The organism is Micromonospora sp. MA102, from assembly GCF_025460765.1.
GTDB lineage: Bacteria > Actinomycetota > Actinomycetes > Mycobacteriales > Micromonosporaceae > Micromonospora > Micromonospora halotolerans.
Genome location: NZ_JAMWEG010000018.1, coordinates 63697 through 83187, shown reverse-complemented (window position 1 = coordinate 83187; position 19491 = coordinate 63697). Strand labels below are relative to the sequence as shown.

At 75.0% G+C, this 19491-nt stretch carries 17 protein-coding genes; 13 read left to right on the top strand and 4 right to left on the bottom strand.

Annotated features, from left to right (window positions below; translation table 11 throughout):
* Nucleotides 1-28: 28 nt before the first annotated feature.
* The 6 genes from egtA to NFX44_RS27345 all read left to right on the top strand — a co-directional run bounded on the left by egtA (nt 29) and on the right by NFX44_RS27345 (nt 5547).
* Nucleotides 29-1264 (top strand): ergothioneine biosynthesis glutamate--cysteine ligase EgtA, encoded by a 1236-nt coding sequence (gene egtA, locus NFX44_RS27370; protein ID WP_262286475.1) that lies wholly within the window; start codon nt 29-31, stop codon nt 1262-1264.
* A complete protein-coding gene (egtB, locus tag NFX44_RS27365) occupies nt 1261-2598 on the top strand; it encodes an ergothioneine biosynthesis protein EgtB (RefSeq protein WP_262286474.1) in 1338 nt (445 codons plus the stop codon). Before egtA ends, egtB begins: the two co-directional genes overlap by 4 nt.
* A 16-nt stretch (nt 2599-2614) precedes the next feature.
* Nucleotides 2615-3361, top strand: coding sequence for an ergothioneine biosynthesis protein EgtC (egtC, locus tag NFX44_RS27360; RefSeq protein ID WP_262286473.1), 747 nt, complete (start codon nt 2615-2617; stop codon nt 3359-3361).
* 41 nt (nt 3362-3402) lie between these two features.
* Nucleotides 3403-4368: an L-histidine N(alpha)-methyltransferase gene (egtD, locus tag NFX44_RS27355; protein WP_262286472.1), complete on the top strand. Its 966-nt coding sequence runs from the start codon at nt 3403-3405 to the stop codon at nt 4366-4368.
* A 224-nt stretch (nt 4369-4592) separates the two neighbouring features.
* On the top strand, nt 4593-5180 hold the full coding sequence (locus NFX44_RS27350; RefSeq protein ID WP_262286471.1) for a TMEM165/GDT1 family protein: 588 nt from the start codon (nt 4593-4595) through the stop codon (nt 5178-5180).
* 163 nt (nt 5181-5343) lie between these two features.
* Nucleotides 5344-5547, top strand: a complete 204-nt coding sequence (locus tag NFX44_RS27345; RefSeq protein ID WP_262286470.1) for a hypothetical protein — start codon at nt 5344-5346, stop codon at nt 5545-5547.
* Between the two features lie 77 nt (nt 5548-5624).
* Here the strand turns inward: NFX44_RS27345 and nhaA are convergent, their stop codons facing one another.
* Complete coding sequence (nhaA, locus tag NFX44_RS27340; protein ID WP_262286469.1) at nt 5625-6926, bottom strand: Na+/H+ antiporter NhaA; 1302 nt, start codon at nt 6924-6926, stop codon at nt 5625-5627.
* Between the two features lie 347 nt (nt 6927-7273).
* On the opposite strand from nhaA, the gene NFX44_RS27335 reads away from it, so the two are divergent.
* Entirely contained in the window at nt 7274-8728 is a 1455-nt protein-coding gene (locus NFX44_RS27335) for a polysaccharide biosynthesis tyrosine autokinase (protein ID WP_262286468.1), read from the top strand.
* Here NFX44_RS27335 and NFX44_RS27330 read toward each other — a convergent pair.
* Nucleotides 8709-9278: a low molecular weight phosphatase family protein gene (locus NFX44_RS27330; RefSeq protein ID WP_262286528.1), complete on the bottom strand. Its 570-nt coding sequence runs from the start codon at nt 9276-9278 to the stop codon at nt 8709-8711. The genes NFX44_RS27335 and NFX44_RS27330 overlap by 20 nt on opposite strands.
* 144 nt (nt 9279-9422) lie before the next feature.
* On the opposite strand from NFX44_RS27330, the gene NFX44_RS27325 reads away from it, so the two are divergent.
* The 6 genes from NFX44_RS27325 (at nt 9423) to NFX44_RS27300 (ending at nt 17558) form a co-directional block, all read left to right on the top strand.
* Nucleotides 9423-10646: a glycosyltransferase family 4 protein gene (locus NFX44_RS27325; RefSeq protein WP_262286467.1), complete on the top strand. Its 1224-nt coding sequence runs from the start codon at nt 9423-9425 to the stop codon at nt 10644-10646.
* Between the two features lie 128 nt (nt 10647-10774).
* Nucleotides 10775-12559 carry a DUF4012 domain-containing protein gene (locus NFX44_RS27320; RefSeq protein ID WP_262286466.1) on the top strand — a complete coding sequence of 595 codons (1785 nt, stop codon included), beginning with the start codon at nt 10775-10777 and terminating at the stop codon, nt 12557-12559.
* Between the two features lie 13 nt (nt 12560-12572).
* Entirely contained in the window at nt 12573-13193 is a 621-nt protein-coding gene (locus NFX44_RS27315; RefSeq protein ID WP_262286465.1) for a hypothetical protein, read from the top strand.
* A 109-nt stretch (nt 13194-13302) separates the two neighbouring features.
* Nucleotides 13303-13722: a protein-tyrosine phosphatase family protein gene (locus tag NFX44_RS27310; protein ID WP_262286464.1), complete on the top strand. Its 420-nt coding sequence runs from the start codon at nt 13303-13305 to the stop codon at nt 13720-13722.
* Nucleotides 13723-13745: 23 nt separating this feature from the next.
* On the top strand, nt 13746-15011 hold the full coding sequence (locus tag NFX44_RS27305; RefSeq protein WP_262286463.1) for a D-alanyl-D-alanine carboxypeptidase family protein: 1266 nt from the start codon (nt 13746-13748) through the stop codon (nt 15009-15011).
* Between the two features lie 201 nt (nt 15012-15212).
* Entirely contained in the window at nt 15213-17558 is a 2346-nt protein-coding gene (locus NFX44_RS27300) for a lysylphosphatidylglycerol synthase domain-containing protein (protein WP_262286462.1), read from the top strand.
* A 9-nt stretch (nt 17559-17567) separates the two neighbouring features.
* Here the strand turns inward: NFX44_RS27300 and NFX44_RS27295 are convergent, their stop codons facing one another.
* Together NFX44_RS27295 and NFX44_RS27290 are read right to left on the bottom strand one after the other, a co-directional pair.
* Nucleotides 17568-18629 carry a HAMP domain-containing sensor histidine kinase gene (locus tag NFX44_RS27295; RefSeq protein ID WP_262286461.1) on the bottom strand — a complete coding sequence of 354 codons (1062 nt, stop codon included), beginning with the start codon at nt 18627-18629 and terminating at the stop codon, nt 17568-17570.
* Nucleotides 18610-19263 (bottom strand): response regulator transcription factor, encoded by a 654-nt coding sequence (locus NFX44_RS27290; protein WP_262286460.1) that lies wholly within the window; start codon nt 19261-19263, stop codon nt 18610-18612. Before NFX44_RS27290 ends, NFX44_RS27295 begins: the two co-directional genes overlap by 20 nt.
* Nucleotides 19264-19491: the final 228 nt, after the last annotated feature.

The window sequence follows — 19491 nt, the reverse complement described above, 5'->3', positions numbered from 1 at the left end:
CGCCCGTCCCGGGGAGAGGAGCCGTCTCTTGGTGATGTCGCCGGAGTTGGACCGGACCACCGTGCTGGGGGACGAGGCGGCGGCCCGCGGGCACCTCGCCAGGATCTGCTTCAAGACCGGGCCACCCAGCCTGACCGGCGTCGAGCTGGAATGGACGGTGCACGACGCCGCGGACCCGACCCGCCCGGTCGACCGCGAGCGACTGCGCCGGGCGTTGGGACGGCACAGCCCCGTCACCCTCGACCCCACCAGCCCGGCCGCCGGGCTCCGGCGCGGTGGCACCGTGACCGTGGAGCCGGGCGGGCAGGTGGAGATCTCCTCCGCGCCGCGACCGTCGGTCGCCGCGCTCATCCTGGCCACCGAGGCCGACCTCGCCGAGTTGCGGGCCCTCCTGGACGCCGCCGGCCTCGTCCTGGGCCGCACCGGCATGGACCCCTGGCGCCCCCCGAGCCCTGTCGTGGACACGCCGCGCTACCGGGCCATGCGCGCCGTTCTCGACCGGCACGGGCCGGCCGGCCGCGCGATGATGTACAGCACCGCCGGGCTCCAGGTCTGCCTGGACGCGGGCGACCCGGGCCGGCTGGCCGAGCGGTGGGCCGCCGCGCACGCGATCGGGCCGCCGCTGCTGGCCGCCTTCGCCACCGCCGGCCGGCACGCCGGACGGTCCACCGGCTGGGCCTCCACCCGTATGGCCGCCTGGCTGGCCATGGACCCGGCGCGCACCCGGCCGGTCTGGTCCCCGGCGCGGGCCGACCGCGACCCGGTCGCCGCCTGGACCGGGTACGCCCTGGCCGCGCCGCTGCTCTGCGTGCGCGAGGACGGTCCGGACTGGACGCCGCCTCCGGGCGTCACCTTCGCCGACTGGCTGGCCGGGGCGCTTCCGCGCCCGCCGACCGCCGACGACCTGGAATACCACCTCAGCACGCTCTTCCCGCCGGTGCGACCGCGCGGCTACCTGGAGGTCCGCTACCTGGACGCCCAGCCCGGTCGGGAGTGGACCGTGCCCCTGGCGGTGCTGGCGGCGCTCTTCGCCGACCCGGCCACCACCCGGGACGCCCTCGCCGTCGCCGCCCCGGTCGCCGGCGAGTGGGTCGCGGCGGCCCGGCGCGGGCTGGCCGAGCGACCACTGGCGAGCGCCGCGGCGGCCCTGTTCGACCTGGCCCTGGCGGCCCTGCCCCGGCTGGAGCTGCCGGCCGGGATCCACGACGAGACGAGCCGAGCGATCCGGCGGCGCCGCGCCGCCGCGGAGAGGGGACACCGGTGACCACGACTGAGCGGCCGGCGATCGAGGGCGAGCCGCTGCGCGGCCGGATCGCGGCCGAGCTGGAGCGCACCCGCGCCCGCACCGCCCTGCTCACCGACGCGGTGGACGACGACGACCTGGTGCGGCAGCACTCCACGCTGATGTCCCCGCTGGTCTGGGACCTGGCGCACGTCGGCAACCAGGAGGAGCTGTGGTTGGTCCGCGACGTCGGCGGGCGCGAGCCGGTGCGCCGCGACATCGACGACCTGTACGACGCGTTCAAGCAGCCCCGCAAAGACCGGCCCGCGCTGCCGCTGCTTCCGCCGGCCGAGGCGCGGGCGTACGTGCGCACCGTCCGGGAGAAGGTGTACGACCTGCTGGACGGGATCCGGTTCACCGACCGGAAGCTGGTCGAGGACGGCTTCGCGTTCGGCATGATCGTCCAGCACGAGCAGCAGCACGACGAAACGATGCTCGCCACCCACCAGCTGCGCGCCGGCGGTCCGGTGCTGGACGCCCCACCGCCGCCCGAGCCGCGAATCCGGGTGGGCGGCGAGGTGCTGGTGCCGGCCGGGCCGTTCACCATGGGCACCTCCACCGACCCGTGGGCGCTGGACAACGAGCGACCCGCGCACACCGTCGAGCTGCCGGCGTACGCCATCGACGCGGCGCCGGTCACCAACGGGCAGTACCGCGCGTTCATCGCCGACGGGGGCTACGACGAGCCGCGCTGGTGGAGCGCGGCCGGTTGGCGGCACCGGGTCGAGGCCGGGCTGAGCGCGCCGATGCACTGGCGGCGCGACGGGGACGGTTGGGCGTACCGCCGGTTCGGGCGCTGGTCGCCGGTGCGCGACGACGAGCCCGTGGTGCACGTCTGCTTCCACGAGGCGGAGGCGTACGCGGCCTGGGCCGGCCGGCGGCTGCCCACCGAGGCGGAGTGGGAGAAGGCGGCCCGCTGGGATCCGGCGACCGGCCGGTCACGCCGCTACCCGTGGGGCGACGCGGACCCGACGAGCGCGCACGCCAACCTGGGGCAGCGGCACCTGTGGCCGGCGCCGGTGGGCGCGTACCCGGACGGGGCCTCGCCGCTCGGCGTGCATCAGCTCATCGGGGACGTCTGGGAGTGGACCTCGTCCACCTTCCGCGGCCACCCGGGCTTCGCGGCGTTCCCCTACCGCGAGTACTCGGAGGTCTTCTTCGGCGACGACCACCGGGTGCTGCGCGGCGGCTCGTTCGGCACCGACCGGTCGGCCTGCCGGGGCACCTTCCGCAACTGGGACTACCCGATCCGGCGGCAGATCTTCAGCGGGTTCCGCTGCGCCCGCGACGCCCGTCCCGAGGAGTCGCACGCGTGATCGGCGGCCTCGCCTGATGTGCCGCCACCTGGCGTACCTCGGTCCGCCGGTCAGCCTGCGGAGCCTGCTCTTCGACCCGCCGTACGGGCTGCTACGGCAGTCCTGGGCGCCCCGCGACATGCGCGGCGGCGGCACGATCAACGCCGACGGCTTCGGCGTCGGGTGGTACCCGGACGGCGGGGATCCGGTCCGCTACCGGCGGGCGCAGCCGATGTGGAGCGACACCACGCTGCCGGAGCTGGCCGCGGTGACCACCGCGGGCGGGGTGCTGGCCGCCGTCCGCTCCGCCACGGTCGGCATGCCGCTGCACGAGACGGCGGCCGCGCCGTTCGCCGAGGGGCGCTGGCTGTTCAGCCACAACGGGGTGGTGCGGGGCTGGCCGGACAGCCTGGTTCCGCTGGCCGGCGGGCTGCCCCTCCGCGACCTGCTGACCCTGGAGGTGCCGACCGACTCGGCGCTGCTCTGGGCGTTGGTCCGGCACCGGCTGCGGGCCGGCACCGCACCCGGCGACGCGGTGGCCGGGACCGTCGCGGCGGTCGCCGCCGCCGCCCCCGGATCACGGCTGAACCTGCTGCTCACCGACGGCGTCACGGTGGCGGCCAGCGTGGCCGGGCACGCGCTGTCGGTACGCCGTACCCCCGATTCGGTGCTGCTCGCCTCCGAGCCCTCCGACGACGACCCCGGCTGGCAGCCGGTGCCGGACGGCCGGCTGGTGGTGGCGACCGCCGCCGGGCTGGACGTCCGGGAGCTGACGGTCGCCTGACATCCCGTTTCCCACACCCGTAGGAACAGGAAGGACAGCTGATGAGCGCGGAGCCACTGGAGATCCACCTGGAGGAGCAGGACCTCGACCGCGGCCTGCGGGAGGACGTCCGGGTCGGTCTGACCGCGACGCCGAAGTGGCTGCCACCGAAGTGGTTCTACGACGCCCGGGGCAGCGAGCTGTTCGAGGAGATCACCCGGCTGCCGGAGTACTACCCGACCCGGGCCGAGCGGGCGGTGCTGGCCGCGCACGCGGGCGACATCGCCGCGCTGACCGGTGCGAAGACCCTGATCGAGCTGGGCTCCGGCTCGTCGGAGAAGACCCGGCTGCTGCTGGACGCCTTCACCCGCCACGGCGACCTGGGCAGCTTCGTGCCGCTGGACGTGTCGGTCAGCGCGCTGCGCGGGTCCACCGAGCAGATCGCCGCCGCGTACCCCGGGCTGCGGGTGCGCGGCATCGTCGGCGACTTCACCCGCCACCTGGACCGGCTGCCCACCGGCGGCCGGCGGTTGGTGCTGTTCCTCGGCGGGACCATCGGCAACCTGCTGCCCGCGGAGCGGGCCGAGTTCCTCACCGCGACGCGCGCGGCGCTGGAGGCCGGCGACTGGCTGCTGGTCGGCACCGACCTGGTGAAGGACCCGTCGGTGCTCGTCCCCGCCTACGACGACGCGGCCGGGGTGACCGCCGAGTTCAACCGCAACGTGCTGCGGGTGATCAACCGGGAGCTGGGCGCCAACTTCGACCCGGCGGCGTTCCGGCACGTGGCGATCTGGGATCCGCGGCACGAGTGGATCGAGATGCGGCTGCGGGCCGAGCGCCCGGTCCGGGTGCGGGTGCTCGACCTGGACGTCGAGTTCGCCGCCGGCGAGGAACTGCGGACGGAGGTCTCGGCGAAGTTCCGGCCGGAGGGGATCGCCCGGGAGCTGGTCGCGGCCGGGTTCGTCCGGCAGGCGTTCTGGACCGACCCGGAGGGGCTGTTCGGCGTCAGCCTGGCCCGCGCCGACTGAGCCGCCGTGACCCTGTTCACCCGTCGCGGCCCGCCCGCTGGTGATCGGCTAGGCTGGTCGGCGCGAAGGGGAGTAGCCCCCAATGTCGTGGTCGACATACTGGTGCGTTCCGCATCCGGCCACGCGGCCCCGGTCCCCGGGGCGGGCGAGACCTTCGACTCAGGCTGTCGCAGCCGGGTCGAGGGCGCCCCGTACCTCCTCCCGGCTTGATCGGGAAGGTTCACATGGACGGTTTCCTCGTCGCGCTGGTGGTCAGCTTCGGCGTCATCTTCGTCGCCGAGCTGGGCGACAAGTCCCAGCTCATGGCCCTGACGTTCGCCACCCGCTTCCGGCCGCTGCCGGTGCTCATCGGCATCACCGTCGCCACCGCGGTCGTGCACCTGGCCTCGGTGGCCATCGGGTACGGCCTCCACGCGGCCCTGCCCACCGAATGGATCTCGCTCGTCGCCGGCCTGGCGTTCCTCGGCTTCGGCGCCTGGACCCTGCGCGGCGACAAGCTGACCGAGGAGGAGAAGCGCAAGGCGGAGAAGAGCAGCCGCAACGCGATCATCGCGGTCGGTGTGGCGTTCTTCCTGGCCGAGCTGGGCGACAAGACCATGCTCGCCACCATCACCCTGGCCACCAAGTACGGCTGGTTCGGCACCTGGCTCGGCTCGACCCTGGGCATGGTCGCCGCCGACGCCCTGGCGATCCTGGTGGGCCGCCTGCTCGGCCGGCACCTGCCCGAGCGGGCCATCCGGTACGGCGCCGCCGTCCTCTTCGCCATCTCCGGCCTCTGGCTGGTCTTCGAGGCGATCACCGAGCTGACCTGAGCGCACCGGCCGGTTCCGCCGCGCCCGGTGGCGGTGGGATCGGCCGCGGATGATCGAGGACCGCGTCCGCGGGGTATGCACATCCGGGCGACGCCGCGGCGGGTGACGACCACCGCCTGGCGTGCGTCGCGAGAGGAAACCGGACGACCGGGAGGTCCCGCGCATGAGCAGGCATGACGAGCCCAACGAGTACGGCTTCGCCGGGGGCGCGACGGCTCCGGAACCGCCGGCGGGCGGGCGCCCCGACGAGCAGGACCAGGCGGAGGAGATCGCGGTTCCGGGCGACGACTTCACCGAGCCGCTCGCCGACGCGCTGGAGGAGACCGAGGAGCACGGCGAGGAGCAGCCGGCCGACCGTCGCCGCTGATCGGCCGCGCGCCGGCCGTCACCGGGCGGCCGGCGCGCGGACCGGCGGCCGCTCCTGATCGGCGTCCGAGGCGCCGGCTAGGCCTCCCGCTCCTGGTAGACGTCCGGGACGCCGTCGCCGTCGGAGTCGCGGCTCTCCCGCTCGCTGATCCGCCGGTAGACCCGGTTGCGTCTGGTCAGCACCGCCGAGGCCAGGCCCGCGGAGACCAGCGAGCCGAGCAGCACGGCCGCCTTCACCCGCTCCTCCTCGGGGCTGCCCGGCCCGAACGCCAGCTCGCCGATGAGCAGCGACACGGTGAAGCCGATGCCGGCCAGCAGCGCCAGCCCCGCCAGGTCCGCCCAGGTGATCTCCTCGTCGAGTTCGGCCCGGGTGAACCGGCCCAGCAGGAAGGTCGAGCCGAACACCCCGACCGCCTTGCCCAGCACGAGCCCGGCCGCCACGCCGAGCACCACCGGGTCGGCGAGGACCGCGGCCAGGTCGACGCCGACCAGGGACACCCCGGCGGCGAAGAACGCGAAGACCGGCACCGCGAGGCCCGCGGAGATCGGCCGCCACCGGTGCTCCAGCCGCTCGGCCAGCCCCGGCCCGCCGCCCGCGCCGGGGCGTACGGGGACGGTGAAGCCGAGCAGCACCCCGGCCACCGTGGCGTGCACGCCGGAGGCGTGCACCAGCGCCCAGGCGGTCGCCGCGAGCGGGAGCAGCACCCACCACCAGGTGTGCCGGCGCCGCACCAGCAGGGCGAAGGCCGCGATCGGCAGCACTGCGCCGAGCAGCGGCAGCGGGTGGAGGTCGGCGGTGTAGAAGACCGCGATGATGACGATCGCGAAGAGGTCGTCGACCACCGCGAGGGTGAGCAGGAAGGCCCGCAGCCCCTGCGGCAGGTGTGAGCTGACCACCGCGAGCACGGCGAGCGCGAAGGCGATGTCGGTGGCCGTGGGGATGGCCCAGCCGCGCAGTCCTTCGCCGCCGGCCGCGAGCGTCACCGTGAGGTAGACCAGCGCCGGCACGACCATGCCGCCCAGCGCGGCCACCACCGGCAGTGCCGCGCGGCGCCGGTCGCGCAGGTCGCCGGCCACGAACTCCCGCTTGAGCTCCAGCCCCGCCACGAAGAAGAAGATCGCCAGCAGGCCGTCGGCGGCCCAGGCGGCGAGGCTGAGGTCCAGGTGCAACCCGCCGCCACCCGGCCAGGGCACCCACTCGCCGAGGCCGGCGTACGCGGCCCGCCAGGGGGAGTTGGCCCAGACCAGGGCGACCAGCGCGCCGAGCAGGAGCAGTCCGCCGCCGACGGTCTCGGTGCGCAGCACGTCGGCCAGGAAGCGGGCCTCCGGCCAGGAGCGGCGGGACAGCAGGCGGGGGGACGGTGGGCGGCGTTCGGTCATGCGGCGTCCGTTCCGGAAGAAGGGTCGGCGGAGTCGTCGCCGACCAGACTTCCCGGCACACCGGTTCCGACCCTATCCGGCCGGCCGACCGGCCGCACCACGTGGCCGGGTGCGGCGTTAACAGGAGGAGGGTCGCCGCACCGGCGGCCCGACGATCCATGGGTTGCCCGGATATGTGCTCCGAAATGGAAGGATTTAGACCGTCTGTGCGGTTCTGATCGTTTACATTCGCTGAGTCGCTTACCGTCATGTATAGGCGTTTTTGATCCTGGCACGCGTACTGGGGTTTCTAGGGGGGCTTTCGTGCAGTTTCATCGGCAGACCGGCGTGTGGCGAGGGGGAGCGTGATGGACGTTCTCGGTTATCTGCGCCTGGTCCGACGCCACTGGTGGATCGTGCTCGTCACGGTGATGGTCGCCCTGGGCACCGCCGCTCTGGTGACGGTCCGGACGGCGCCCCGTTACGAGGCCACGGTGACCTTCTTCGTCACCACGCCGAGCCAGGGCGTCACCGACGCCTACCAGGGCAGCCTCTTCCTCCAGCAGCGGGTGAAGTCCTACGGTGACCTGCTCACCAGCGACCGGCTGGCGCAGAGCGTCGTCGCCGAGGCCCCGCTCGGGCTCACCGCCGACCAGGTGCAGCGCCGGATCACCACCTCCACGGAGGCCGGCACCGTGCTGCTGAAGGCCACCGTCACCGACACCGACCAGACCCGGGCCCTGAAGACCACCGAGACGCTCTCGGCCAAGTTCATCGAGCTGGTGCAGAAGGTGGAGACCCCGCCCGACGGCAAGGCGCCGCCGATCAAGCTCGAGGTGGTCAGCGGTCCCCGGGTGACCTCGAACCCGGTCTCGCCGCAGCCGGTGCGGAACCTGGTCCTCGGCGGCCTGCTGGGCCTGCTGCTCGGGGCGGGGCTGGCCGTGCTGCGAGGGCTGGCCGACGTCCGGATGCGGGACGCGGCCGCGCTCCAGCGGGTCACCGGCAGCCCGCTGCTCGGTGAGATCCCGTTCGAGTCCGGGGCCAAGTCGGCTCCGCTGATCGTCGGCGAGGCGGCCAACTCGCGGCGCGCCGAGGCGGTCCGGAAGCTGCGGACCAACCTGCGCTTCGTCGACGTGCACGAGCCCGCCCGGGTCATCGCGGTCACCAGCGCGCTGCAGGGCGAGGGCAAGACCACCATGGCCTGCAACACCGCCATCGCCCTGGCCGAGGCCGGCTGGCGGGTGCTGCTCATCGACGCCGACCTGCGTCGTCCCAAGGTCGCCGACTACCTCGGCGTGGACGGCGGGGTGGGGCTCACCGACGTGCTGGTCGGCGACGTGCAGGTCGGCGACGTGGTGCAGCGATGGGGCGACAAGTCGCTGCTCGTGCTGCCCAGCGGCGCGACCCCGCCCAACCCCAGCGAGCTGCTCGGCTCCAAGGCGATGGCGGACCTGCTGGTGGCGCTGCGCGAGTCGGCGGACATCGTGGTCATCGACACCGCACCGCTGCTCGCGGTGACCGACGGCGTGGTGGTGGCCGTGCAGGCCGACGGCGCGCTGCTGGTCACCCAGCAGGGACGGACCTCGCGCAGCCAGGTCGCCGCCGCGGCCCACGCCCTGCACTCGGTCTCGGTGCGCCTGCTCGGCTGCGTGCTGAACATGGCCAAGGTGGCCAAGGCGGACGCCTACCAGTACGAGGCGTACAAGGTGGTCGTGCCGGCCGCCGGGCCGTCCGTGCCCACCGACCGGGCCGGTGTGGCCCGGCGCGGGGAGCAGCTCCCCGTGGGCGATCACACCCAGGAACTCACCCGGCTGTCCCGATGAGGGCGAGCACCGGTCGGATCGACCGCTCGATCTCCTCGGCGCAGCGCCGGAAGTCGGCGGGGGAGCCGCCGATCGGGTCGCCCAGGTCGTCCGCGTCGAGGGTGGCGGGTTGCAACCGCCCCCGGGCGCGGGCGGCCGCCGCCACGGCGGCCCGCAACGGCGAGTCCACATCCGTGGCGGTCGCCTCGGTCGCCTCGGTCGAGGCGGCCGCGGCCAGCCGGGCGAACTGGCGGAGCGTGAAGGTCCGGTGCAGCGCGGCCGGGGCCAGCGCGGTGCAGACCGACCGCTGGCGCCGGGTCGCCGTCAGCACCAGGGCGGCCCGGGTCAGGTGCTCCGGTCGGAGCCGGCGGGTGCGGAACGCCGCCGGGTCGGCGCCGGTCCGGGCGGCGACCTCGACCGCGTACGGGTGCATGGCCGCCCCGTCGGGAGCGTCGGTGCCCGCGCTGGTCACCACGACCGGCAGCTCCCGCAGCAGCCGGCGGGCGATGAACTCCGCCATCGGTGACCGGCACATGTTGGCGTGGCAGACGAAGAGCACCCCGTCGACCATCTGCACCCCTCTCGTCGGCACGGTCGCGGGACGCGGCGCCGCGACGGCGGTGTTCCGGCGATCGCGGCCGGTCGCAGAGGGGATGCCGGCATCCTACGGGGTGCCGGGGCCCGCGTGTCGGGAAGCCGCGCCGGGAGCGCGGCCATGAAGATCGGCATCCTGTCGTACCACTTCCCGCCCGAGCCCGCGTTCATCCCGGGCAGCCTGGCCGAGGAACTGGCCGCGCGCGGCCACGAGGTACGCGTGCTCACCGGGTTCCCGGACTATCCCGGCGGGCACGTCTATCCGGGCTGGCGGCAGAGCTGGCGGCACCAGACGCACAGCGAGCGGCTGACCGTCCGCCGGGTGCCCCGGTACACGGCCGGCGACGGCTCGGCCCGGATGGCGAGCTGGCTATCCTTCGCCGGCAGCGTGGCGCTGGCCGGCCGGCGCTACCTCGGCGACGTCGACGCCCTGTACGTCTTCCAGCTCCCGGCGGTCACCTTCGCGGCGGCCGGCCTGCTGCGATTGCTCGGCCGGGTGCCGACCGTGCTGCACGTGCAGGACGTCTGGCCGGAGGAGGGGCCGTCCCGGGCGGCGGAGACCCGCCGGTGGTCGGGCCGGCTGGACGCCACCCTGCGCCGGATCTACCAGGAGGCGGGCGCCGTCGCGGTCACCGCACCCTCCATGCGGGACCTGGTGGTCGCCGGGGGCGCCGACCCGGACCGGGTGCGGGTGGTGCTGAACTGGACCGACGAGCGGATCTTCCGCCCGACCGAGCCCAGCCGGGCGGCCCGGAACCTGATCCGCCGGGACGACCGTTCCGTGGTGATGCACGCCGGCACGATCGGCGTACGGCAGGGGCTGGAGACCGCGGTGCGCGCGGCGGCCGCGCTGGGTGACCGGATGGACCTGGTCCTGGTCGGCTCGGGGGCCGAGGAGCGGCGGGTGCGGGGGCTCGCCGCCGAGCTGCAGGCCGACAACGTGCGGTTCGTCGACCGGCGGTCCCCACCGGACATGCCCGAGCTGTACGCGGCGGCCGACTACCAGCTGGTCATGCTGCGGGACCTGCCGGAGCTGCGGGGCATGGTGCCCGGCAAGCTCCAGGCCGCGCTGTCCTGCGCCGCGCCCGTGGTGGCGTCGGCGGGCGGCGACACGGTGGCGCTGGTGGAACGGGCGCGGGCCGGGCTGTCCTGCCCGCCGGAGGACTGGGCGGCGCTGGCGGACCGGTTCTGGCTCGCCTCGGCGATCCCACCGCCGGCCCGGGCGGACATGGGTCGCCGGGGGCGGGACGCCTACCTGCGGGAGATGTCGCTGCGGACCGGCGTCGACCGGATCGAGGGGCTGCTGCACGAGGTGTCGTCGCGAGCCGGCGGCGCCCGCCGCTGACCGGAGCGGTTTTCACGGAAACGCCACAGAACGGCTAAGTGTGCGATAACGCCACGAAGCCGCGGAGATTCGTGCTAGAAAGCGATCAATCGTCAATGGTGTCCGGTTTTCGAGCACGGGAGAGTGGTGTGACGGAAAGCGGTGGGCTGCCCCGCCGGCGGCGGCGCTCCCGGCGCCGCAGCTGCGCCCGCGTACGCCGGGTCCTGCTCGTCGGGCTGGTCGTGTTCTCGGTGCTGCTCGCCGGCGGCGGCTGGGTCGGGTTCCGCGGCTGGCAGGCCCGGGCGCACCTGCTCAACGCCGCCGGGCTGGCCCAGGAGTTGAGCACCCAGGTGGTCGGCGGCGACATGGCCCGGGCCCAGCGCACGCTGGCCGCGCTCCAGGAGCAGGCCGCCTCGGCCCGGACCGCCACCGGCGACCCGGCCTGGTGGCTCGGCCAGCAGGCCCCCTACGCGGGCGACGACCTGGCCGCGGTCCGTCAGATCGCGGTCGCCGTGGACGACCTGGCCCGGCTCGCCTTCCCCACGCTGCTCCGGGTCGACCTCGCGTCGCTGGTGCCGAAGGAGGGAAAGCTCGACCTGGGCCGGCTGCGTGCCGTCTCGGCCGAGGTCTCCGCCGCCGACCGGGCGGTGCGGCAGACCGAGGAGCGGTTGCGGGCGGTGTCCACCGACGACCTGGTCGGGCAGGTACGGGACGCGGTCTCCGGGCTGCGGACCGAACTGGTCCGGCTGGGCGAGCTGACCTCGGCCGCGGACCAGGGCGCCCGGCTGCTGCCGTCGCTGCTCGGCGCCGACGGCCCCCGCAGTTACCTGCTCGTCTCGCAGAACCCGGCCGAGCTGCGGGCCACCGGCGGCATGTTCGGCGCGTACGCCGTGCTACGGGCCGAGGGCGGCCGGATCCGGATGTCCGGCCAGAAGAGCGCGAGCAGCCTCGCGTCGTTCACGCCGCCGCTGCCGGTGAGCCGGGAGGTGCGGAACCTCTGGAAAGACCTCCCCGGGACGTACCCGGCGGACGTCAACCTCAGCCCGGACTTCCCGACGGCGGCGGCGCTGTACCGGGAGATGGTCCGCCGGCGCACCGGCACCGAGGTGGACGGCGTGCTCGCGGTGGATCCGCTGGTGCTGTCGTATCTCCTCGGCGTGATCGGGCCGGTGTCCGTGCCGGACCAGCCGAGCCTGGCCGGCAGCACCGTGGTCCGGACGCTGCTCAGCGACGCCTACCGGACGCTCGACACCAAGGCGCAGGACGCCTTCTTCGCGCGGGCGGCGTCGGCGGTGTTCGACGCCCTCTTCACGAAAGCCGTGAATCCTCGGGCTCTTTTGACCGTTTTCAACCGTTCCATCACCGAACGCCGGATATTGTTCTGGAGTGCCCATCCCACGGAGCAGCGCGTCCTCGGCGACAGCCGGTTGGCCGGGAAGCTCCGCGAGAAGGACACCGTGCCCACTGTCGGCGTGTTCCTCAACGACGGCAGCGGCGCGAAGCTCGGCTACTACCTGAGGTTCTCGGCAACCGTGACGGTCGGCGACTGCCAGCCGGAAGGACGCCGCGAACTGCGGCTACGGGTCACGGTCCACTCGACCGTCCCGCGGTCGGGCCTGTCCGAGTCGGTCACCGGCCTCGCCCTCTCCGGCGATCCGTACACCGCCCGCACCTTCGTGTCGGTGTACACCCCGACCGGAGGGGCGGTGCTCGGCGGCCAGCTGGACGGCAAGGACACCGCGATGGGCAGCGGGACCGCCGGTAGCCGCCAGGTGACCGTGGCGAACGTGGAGGTCAAGCCGGGTCGGACCCGGACCCTCGACATCACCCTGCTCACCGGCAAGACGAGCGCCGGCACTGCCGAGCTGGTGCTCACACCAACCGTCACCCCATGGACCACCCAAGTTGTTACCGCACCAAGCTGTGATCAGTAGGAGGGAATCCATCATGCGGCTATCCCGCATCATCATGGCGTTCACGGTCGGCCTGGCCGTGGCGGCCGTGCCGACCGCGGCCGGCGCGGCACAGCCGCAACCGCCCGTGTACCCGCCGACGGAAGTGTCGCTGACCATCAAGCCGCCGGCCATCCGTCTCGGCGGAACCTTCACCCTGAAGGGCACGGGCTTCGCGCCCGGCGAGGTCAAGATCGACGTGGAGATCAGCGGCAACCCCAACGCGGCACCCGCCCAGGGGACGGTCCGCCGCAGCGACGGCAGCGCCGTCGCGATGAGCGCGGTGGCCTACCAGCAGCCGCAGCCGGCGCCGACCACGTTCACCGTGACGGCGCTCGGCGACGGCACCTTCACCATCACCTACACGCCCAGCCGGACCGGGCGGCACCACTTCACCGCCACCCAGGGGAATCGAGCGGACGATGCCACGGGCATCGTCCTGCCGGCTCGACCGGACCGGCCGGGGCGGCCGGGCGGCGGCAACCTGCCGGTGACCGGTGACAGCCTCGGCACCCCGCTGAAGCTCGGCGGTGGCCTGGCCGGTGCGGGCGCGGTGCTGGTGCTGCTCTCGCTGGCCTGGCGTCGGCGCGGCCGCTTCGGGATCGGCTCCCGCTGATCCTGCCGCACCCCGGGCAACGCCCGGACCGTTCGTGAAGGTGCCCGCCGGACCACGGCCGGCGGGCACCTTCACGCCTGCCGCTCCCCGACGCCGGCACAATGACCGGATGGACCCGACGCAGCCGTGGACGGACCGCACGGGCCTGCTGGTGCTGCCCGGCGGCGCCACCGTACGCGGGCGGCGGATCGCCGCCCCCGCCGCGCCCGCCGACTTCGCCCTGCTGCTGGCGCCCGGTCCGGAGCCGGCCTGGCCGGCCCGCCGGATCCGCTGGCCCGACTTCTGGGTGCCGCGCGACCGCGCCGACGCGCTCGACGCGCTGCGGGAGGCGTGGCGCCGCGCGTACGCGGGCGAGCGGGTCGAGGTCGCCTGCCACGGCGGCGTGGGACGGACCGGCACGGCCCTCGCCGCCCTGGCCGTCCTCGACGGGCTCGGCCCCGAGCCGGCGGTGACCTGGGTCCGGGCGGGCTACCACCCGCGAGCGGTGGAGACCCCGTGGCAGCGCCGGTGGCTGCGCGGCGTCCGCTGAGCCGCTCGGTAGGGTGCCTCTTCATGAGAGTCCGGGCCCTGGCCGCCACCACCGTCCTCGCCCTGCTCGTCACCGGGGCGCCGGCCCCGACGCAGGCGGCGCCGCCGGTGACCGCCGCCCCCGCGGCGGCGGTGCCCTGCCCGCGGCTGCCGGCGCCGAAGGCGACCCGCCCGCCGCGCCCCACCCCGCCGCCGTCCGTGCCCGGGGACCAGGCCGTCGGCGGTGACGCGCTGGCCACGGCGGGCCTGGTGACGGCGCCCGGCAGCCCGGCGCCCCCGGCGGTCACGGCCACCACCTGGCTGGTCGCCGACCTGGACACCGGCGCCGTCCTCGGCGCCTGCGGCCCGCACGGGTACGGCATCCCGGCGAGCACCCAGAAGCTGCTGCTCGCGGCCACCCTGCTGAACCGGCTCGACCCGAAGCAGATGGCCGTCGCGACCAGGGCCGACCTGGACATCGAGCGGGGCAGCTCCGCCGTCGGCCTGCTCGTCGGCGGGCGCTACTCGGTGGAGACGCTCTGGCTGGGGCTGCTGCTCCAGTCCGGCAACGACGCGGCGAACATGCTGGCCCGACTCGGCGCCGGCAGCGCCCGTGCCGGTGTCGCCGAGATGAACGCCGAGGCGCGCCGGCTGGGCGCCCGCCAGACGCACGCCGTGACCCCGTCCGGGTTGGACGGCCCGGGGCAGTTCACCAGCGCGTACGACCTGGCCCTGATCGCCCGGGCCTGCTTCGCCGATGCGGCGTTCCGCCGCTACGCGCTCACCGAGCGGACCCAGATCCCCGCCCAGCGGGCGCTCAAGGCGGGCGGTTTCCAGATCCAGAACGAGAACCAGCTGATCTACCGCTACCCGGGTGCCCTGGGCGGCAAGACCGGCTTCACGGAGCTGGCCCGGCACAGCTTCGTCGGCGCGGCTGAGCGCGGCGGCCGGCGGCTCGTGGTCACCCTGCTCGGCGCCGAGTCCCGGCCGGTACGCGGCTGGCAGCAGGGCGCCCAGCTGCTCGACTGGGGCTTCTCGCTGCCCCGGGACGCCTCGGTCGGCCGGCTGGTCGAACCCGGCGAGCTGGACGCCGAGCGGGCCGCCCCGAGCGGCTCGCCGGCGGCGGCCCGCCCGACTCCGCCGCCGGAGTGGCGCGGGCCGGCCGGGACCGCGCTGCGCCGGATGGCCGACGGGGACTGGCAGGTCATCGTCCCCGCCGCCGGCCTGCTCGCCCTCACCGTCGGCGGTCTGGTGGCGGCGCTGGCCGCCCGCCGGGGCCGGTCCCGCCGGGCCGGCCGCCGCCGCGCCTGACCCGGGACCGGGTCCGCCCGCCGCCGCGCTCGCCGTGCGGCCGGGTCCGCCCGACGGGGCGGATCGCGGCGATGCCGCCCGTCCCGGCCGCGGCCGACCATAGGGTCGTCACATGTGCGACACCGGGGCAGCCGTCCGGATGACGGACCCGGCCGCGCGCCCGACCGCCGGTCGCCCGCCCGCCGTCCGCTGACGCCGGCGATGCACCGGACCCACCGTCCGTCACCCGCGCCGGTCCTCGGCCTGCTCCTGTCCGGGGGACTGTTCGCGCTGGTCAGCACCTGGGCGCGGCACCGGCCGCCGGGCCGCTGGGAGCGGGACCTGTTCACGCTGGTGAACAACATCCCCGGCCCGGCCGGCCCGGTGCTGGTGCCGGTCATGCAGCTCGGCGCGTATCCGGCGATCCTGGTCGCGGCGGCGGTCGCGGCGGCGGCCCGGCAGTGGCGGCTGGCCCGGGACCTGCTGCTCGCCGGCAACCTGGCCTACTGGGGGGCCGTGCTGGCCAAGCTCCTGGTGGCCCGGGCCCGACCGACCGCCTTCCTGGTCGACATACGGCTCCACGAGGCCGTCACCGGGCGGTACGGCTACCCGTCCGGGCACGTGGCGGTGGCGACCGCGCTCGTGGCGGTCCTCGACCCGGTGCTGCCCCGGCGGGTCCGCCCGCTCGCCTGGCTCGCGGTGGCCACCGTCGGGACGGCCCGGGTCTACGTGGGCGCCCACCTGCCGGTCGACGTGCTGGGCGGGCTCCTGGTCGGCTGGTTCACGGCGAGCCTCACCCGGATCATCGTCGGTGACGTGGGGCCGGGCGGCACGGCGGGGCGACTGCGGCAGGTGCTCCTCGGCCGCGGCATCGAGGCGGTCGGGTTGACCCCGGTCCGGGGCGACGCCCGGGGCTCCCGGCCGTTTCGGGTCACCACCGAGGACGGCACGTGTCTCTTCGTGAAGGTGACCGGGGGCAGGCAGCGCGACGCCGACTGGCTCTACAAGCTCTACCGCCGGGTGCGCTACCGCGGGATCGCCGACGAACCGCCGTACGTGACCGCCAAGCAGAAGAACGAGCACGAGGCGTACCTCCTGCTGCGCGCCGAGCGGGCCGGGGTGCGGACGCCGCGCCTGGTCACCACCGCCACCGACCCGGCCGGGGACGCGCTGCTGGTACAGGAGTTCGTGCCGGGCCGGCCGCTCGACGCGCTGGACCCGGCCGAACTCGGCCCGGACCTGCTCGACGACGTCTGCCGGCAGGTGGCCCGCCTGCACCGGGCCGGCCTGGCCCACCGCGACCTGCGGGCGGCCAACGTGCTGGCCGCGGACTCCACCGCCTGGCTGGTCGACCTCGGCTTCGGCACCGACGAGGCCACGGCCGAACAGCAGGCACGTGACCTGGTGGAACTCCTGGTCACGCTGGCGACGCTGGCGGGCGTACGACCGGCGGTGGCGGCCGCAGTCGGGCAGCTCGGCGCCGGCGCGGTGGCGGACAGCCTGCCGTGGCTCCAGCCCGCGCTGCTGTCCCGCGCCGGCCGGGCGCTCGCCGACCGCCGGCCCGGCCTGCTCGACGACCTGCACGACGAGATCGCCCGCCGCTGCCCCGGCCGGCCCGACCGCCTCGCCCGGGTCGTCCGGATCACCCGCCGGGACGTGTTCCTGCTCGTCATGCTCGGCCTGTTGGTGCACTTCCTGCTGCCGCAGCTCGGCCAGGTACGCGCCGCCCTGCACGCGGTGGTCCACGCCGATCCCCTCGCGGTGACCGGAACGCTGCTCGCCTCGGCCGCCACCTACCTGCTGAGCGCGATGGCGCTCCGGCTCGCCGCCGCCGGGCGGGTGCCGCTCCGCCGGACGGTGGCGGTCCAGGTGGCCGCCTCGTTCGTCAACCGGCTCGCACCGGGCGCGCTCGGCGGCGCCGCGCTGAGCATCCGCTACCTGCGCCAGCAGGGCCTGCCCGTACCGGCGGCGGCCACCACGGTCGCCGTGGACCGGGCCGCCGGGGTGCTCGGGGTGCTGCTCCTGCTTCCGGTCCTGCTGCCGTTCGCCCGGGGCACCCGTCGGCACCTGGTGAACGCCGTCACCGGGCGGGGCCTGACGGTGCTGCTGATCGCGCTCGGGGTGCTGCTGGTCGGCGCCGTGGCCCTCGCCGTACCCCGGTGGCGGGCCTGGCTGCGCGCGGCCCGGCGGCAGGCCGCGGACGCCCTGCGCGCGTTGGTCCGCGGTGGCCGGATCCTGCCGCTGCTGAGCGTCAGCGTGGCGCTCACGCTCGCCTACGGGGCCGCGCTGTACCTGGCGCTGCTCGCCGTCGGCCTGCCGGCCGACCCGGCGCTGGTCGCGCCCGTGGTGCTGGTGTGCGTGGTGGGGGAGGGGGTGTCGACGGCCGCGCCGACCCCGGGCGGGTTGGGCGCCACCGAGGCGGCCCTGGTCTCCGGCCTGCTGCTCTACGGCGTTGCGGTGAACACCGCCGTCGCCGGGGTGCTGGTCTACCGGCTCGCCACGTTCTGGCTGCCGGTGCTGCCCGGGTACGCGGCGTTGCGCCTGCTCGTCCGCCGTGGGGCCGTGTGATCGCCCGGGTCAGGCGACCGGCTGCCCGACGGACCCCGGACGGACCGGTTCGCCGCGTGCCGGGCCCGGTTCGGGCACCCGCAGCCCGACCCGTGCGCCCCCGTCCGGGCCGGCGCCGATGATGAGCCGCCCGCCGAGCGCACCGACCACCGCCCGTACGCTGGCCAGGCCCAGCCCGGTGCCGGTGGCGGTCTGGCGCCCCGGCCGCCCGGCGAGCAGGTCGGCGACCGCCTCCGGCCCGATGCCCGTCCCCGAGTCCACCACCTCCACCGTCCACCCGGTGGCGTCCCGGTGGCCCCGCAGCGCGACCCGGTCTCCGGGGCCGGTGAACTTCACCGCGTTCTCGATGAGGCAGTCCAGCGCGGTCTCCAGCCGCTCCGGATTGACCCGCGTCAGCCCGATCGCGGAGCGGCAGGACCAGTCCCGGTCCGCCGCGGGCGTCCAGCGGCGTACGATCCGGGCCAGCTCGGCGTCGAGGTCGACCGGACGGACCGGGTGCTGCTCCTCCAGCTGCATCAGGGTTACCAGGCGGTGCGCGATCCGGGTCGCCTTGTCCAGCTCGTCGAGGACCACCCCGGTGTCCTCCACGGTGGTCCGGTCGTCGTGGGTGCTGCGCAGCAGCTCGGTGTAGCCGCGGGCGATGGTCAGCGGCGTCCGCAGCTCGTGCGAGGCGAGCCGCACCAGCAGCTCCTGCCGGTGCGCCCGGTCCCGCTCGGCGGCGCCGATGCGGCGCATCTCCTGCAACAGCACGTGCCGGCGGTGCACGTGCCAGGCCATCACGATGAAGATCGTCGCCATCAGCGGCTCCTCGGCGGTCTCCTCCCAGCGGATCTCGCCGGCCGCCGCGTGGTGGGCCAGGATCACGCCCGTGGTCGTGGTCACCGCGAGCAGCGCGGCCACCATCCAGGACAACCGCCAGGTGGTGAAGCCGTAGACCAGGGCCAGGCTGATCCAGACCAGGTGGAACGGCACCGTCTCCTGTCCGGGCAGGAACCACATCAACACCACGTTGACCGCGGCGAAGAGGCTCCAGACGAGGGCCAGCAGCCGCTCAGTCGACGGAGTACGCATAGCCCACGCCGCGGACGGTCTCGATCCGGTCGGGCCGGCCGAGTCGGCCGCGCAGCCGGCGGACGGACACGTCGACCACGTTGCTGCCCGGGTCGAAGTTCAGGCCCCACACGTCGGCCAGCAGCTCCTCCCGGCTGCACGGTCGGCCCGCCCGGCTCATCAGGTGCTGCAACAGCAGGAACTCCCGCAGCGGCAGGTCCACGTTCACCCCGCGCACGGTGGTCCGTCGCCGGTGCAGGTCCAGTTGCACCGGACCGACCCGCAGCCACCGCGCGGCGTCACCGCCCGGCGCCCCGCGCATCCGGGCGCGTACCCGGGCCAGCAGTTCGGCCACCGCGAACGGCTTGCCCAGGAAGTCCGCCGCGCCCGCCTCCAGCACCGCGACCCGGGTGCTGATCTCGGGCACCGCGGACAGCACCAGCACCCGCTGGTCGGGCCGCTGTTCCAGTAGCCGGTCCAGCACCTGGCGACCGTCCAGGCCAGGCAGCATGAGATCCAGTACGACCAGGTCGAAGTCCCGGCGCAGCGCGGCGTCCAGGCCGGCCGACCCGGACGCGGCGCGTTCGGTCAGCAGGCCACCGCCCTCCAGCGCGCGGGTGACCAGCCGGCCGATCCGTTCATCGTCCTCGATCACCAGTACTCGTCCCACCGTGCCCCCACAGACCTCGGCGACTTTCTGGTGCCTTTATGAAGCCCCTTCCTCCTGATTCACGCCACAGCCGAACGGGGTGCATTGCTGTCGCCGTTCCGACACGCGGCGTCGCCGGCCGGATGACGGACGGATGACGGCGTCGTCATAAACGGTCATCGGCGCCCCGGCGCCGCCCATGCTCGGCACCAGCCCGGCTGCGTACCGCACGCG

Coding starts and splice junctions, on each gene's coding strand:
- NFX44_RS27295 (WP_262286461.1), bottom strand. CDS start 18,629: ATGCGTACTCCGTCGACTGAGCGGCTGCTGGCCCTCGTCTGGAGCCTC.
- NFX44_RS27315 (WP_262286465.1), top strand. CDS start 12,573: ATGCGGCTATCCCGCATCATCATGGCGTTCACGGTCGGCCTGGCCGTG.
- egtC (WP_262286473.1), top strand. CDS start 2,615: ATGTGCCGCCACCTGGCGTACCTCGGTCCGCCGGTCAGCCTGCGGAGC.
- NFX44_RS27345 (WP_262286470.1), top strand. CDS start 5,344: ATGAGCAGGCATGACGAGCCCAACGAGTACGGCTTCGCCGGGGGCGCG.
- NFX44_RS27300 (WP_262286462.1), top strand. CDS start 15,213: ATGCACCGGACCCACCGTCCGTCACCCGCGCCGGTCCTCGGCCTGCTC.
- nhaA (WP_262286469.1), bottom strand. CDS start 6,926: ATGACCGAACGCCGCCCACCGTCCCCCCGCCTGCTGTCCCGCCGCTCC.
- NFX44_RS27325 (WP_262286467.1), top strand. CDS start 9,423: ATGAAGATCGGCATCCTGTCGTACCACTTCCCGCCCGAGCCCGCGTTC.
- NFX44_RS27330 (WP_262286528.1), bottom strand. CDS start 9,278: ATGGTCGACGGGGTGCTCTTCGTCTGCCACGCCAACATGTGCCGGTCA.
- NFX44_RS27305 (WP_262286463.1), top strand. CDS start 13,746: ATGAGAGTCCGGGCCCTGGCCGCCACCACCGTCCTCGCCCTGCTCGTC.
- egtD (WP_262286472.1), top strand. CDS start 3,403: ATGAGCGCGGAGCCACTGGAGATCCACCTGGAGGAGCAGGACCTCGAC.
- NFX44_RS27310 (WP_262286464.1), top strand. CDS start 13,303: ATGGACCCGACGCAGCCGTGGACGGACCGCACGGGCCTGCTGGTGCTG.
- NFX44_RS27350 (WP_262286471.1), top strand. CDS start 4,593: ATGGACGGTTTCCTCGTCGCGCTGGTGGTCAGCTTCGGCGTCATCTTC.
- NFX44_RS27335 (WP_262286468.1), top strand. CDS start 7,274: ATGGACGTTCTCGGTTATCTGCGCCTGGTCCGACGCCACTGGTGGATC.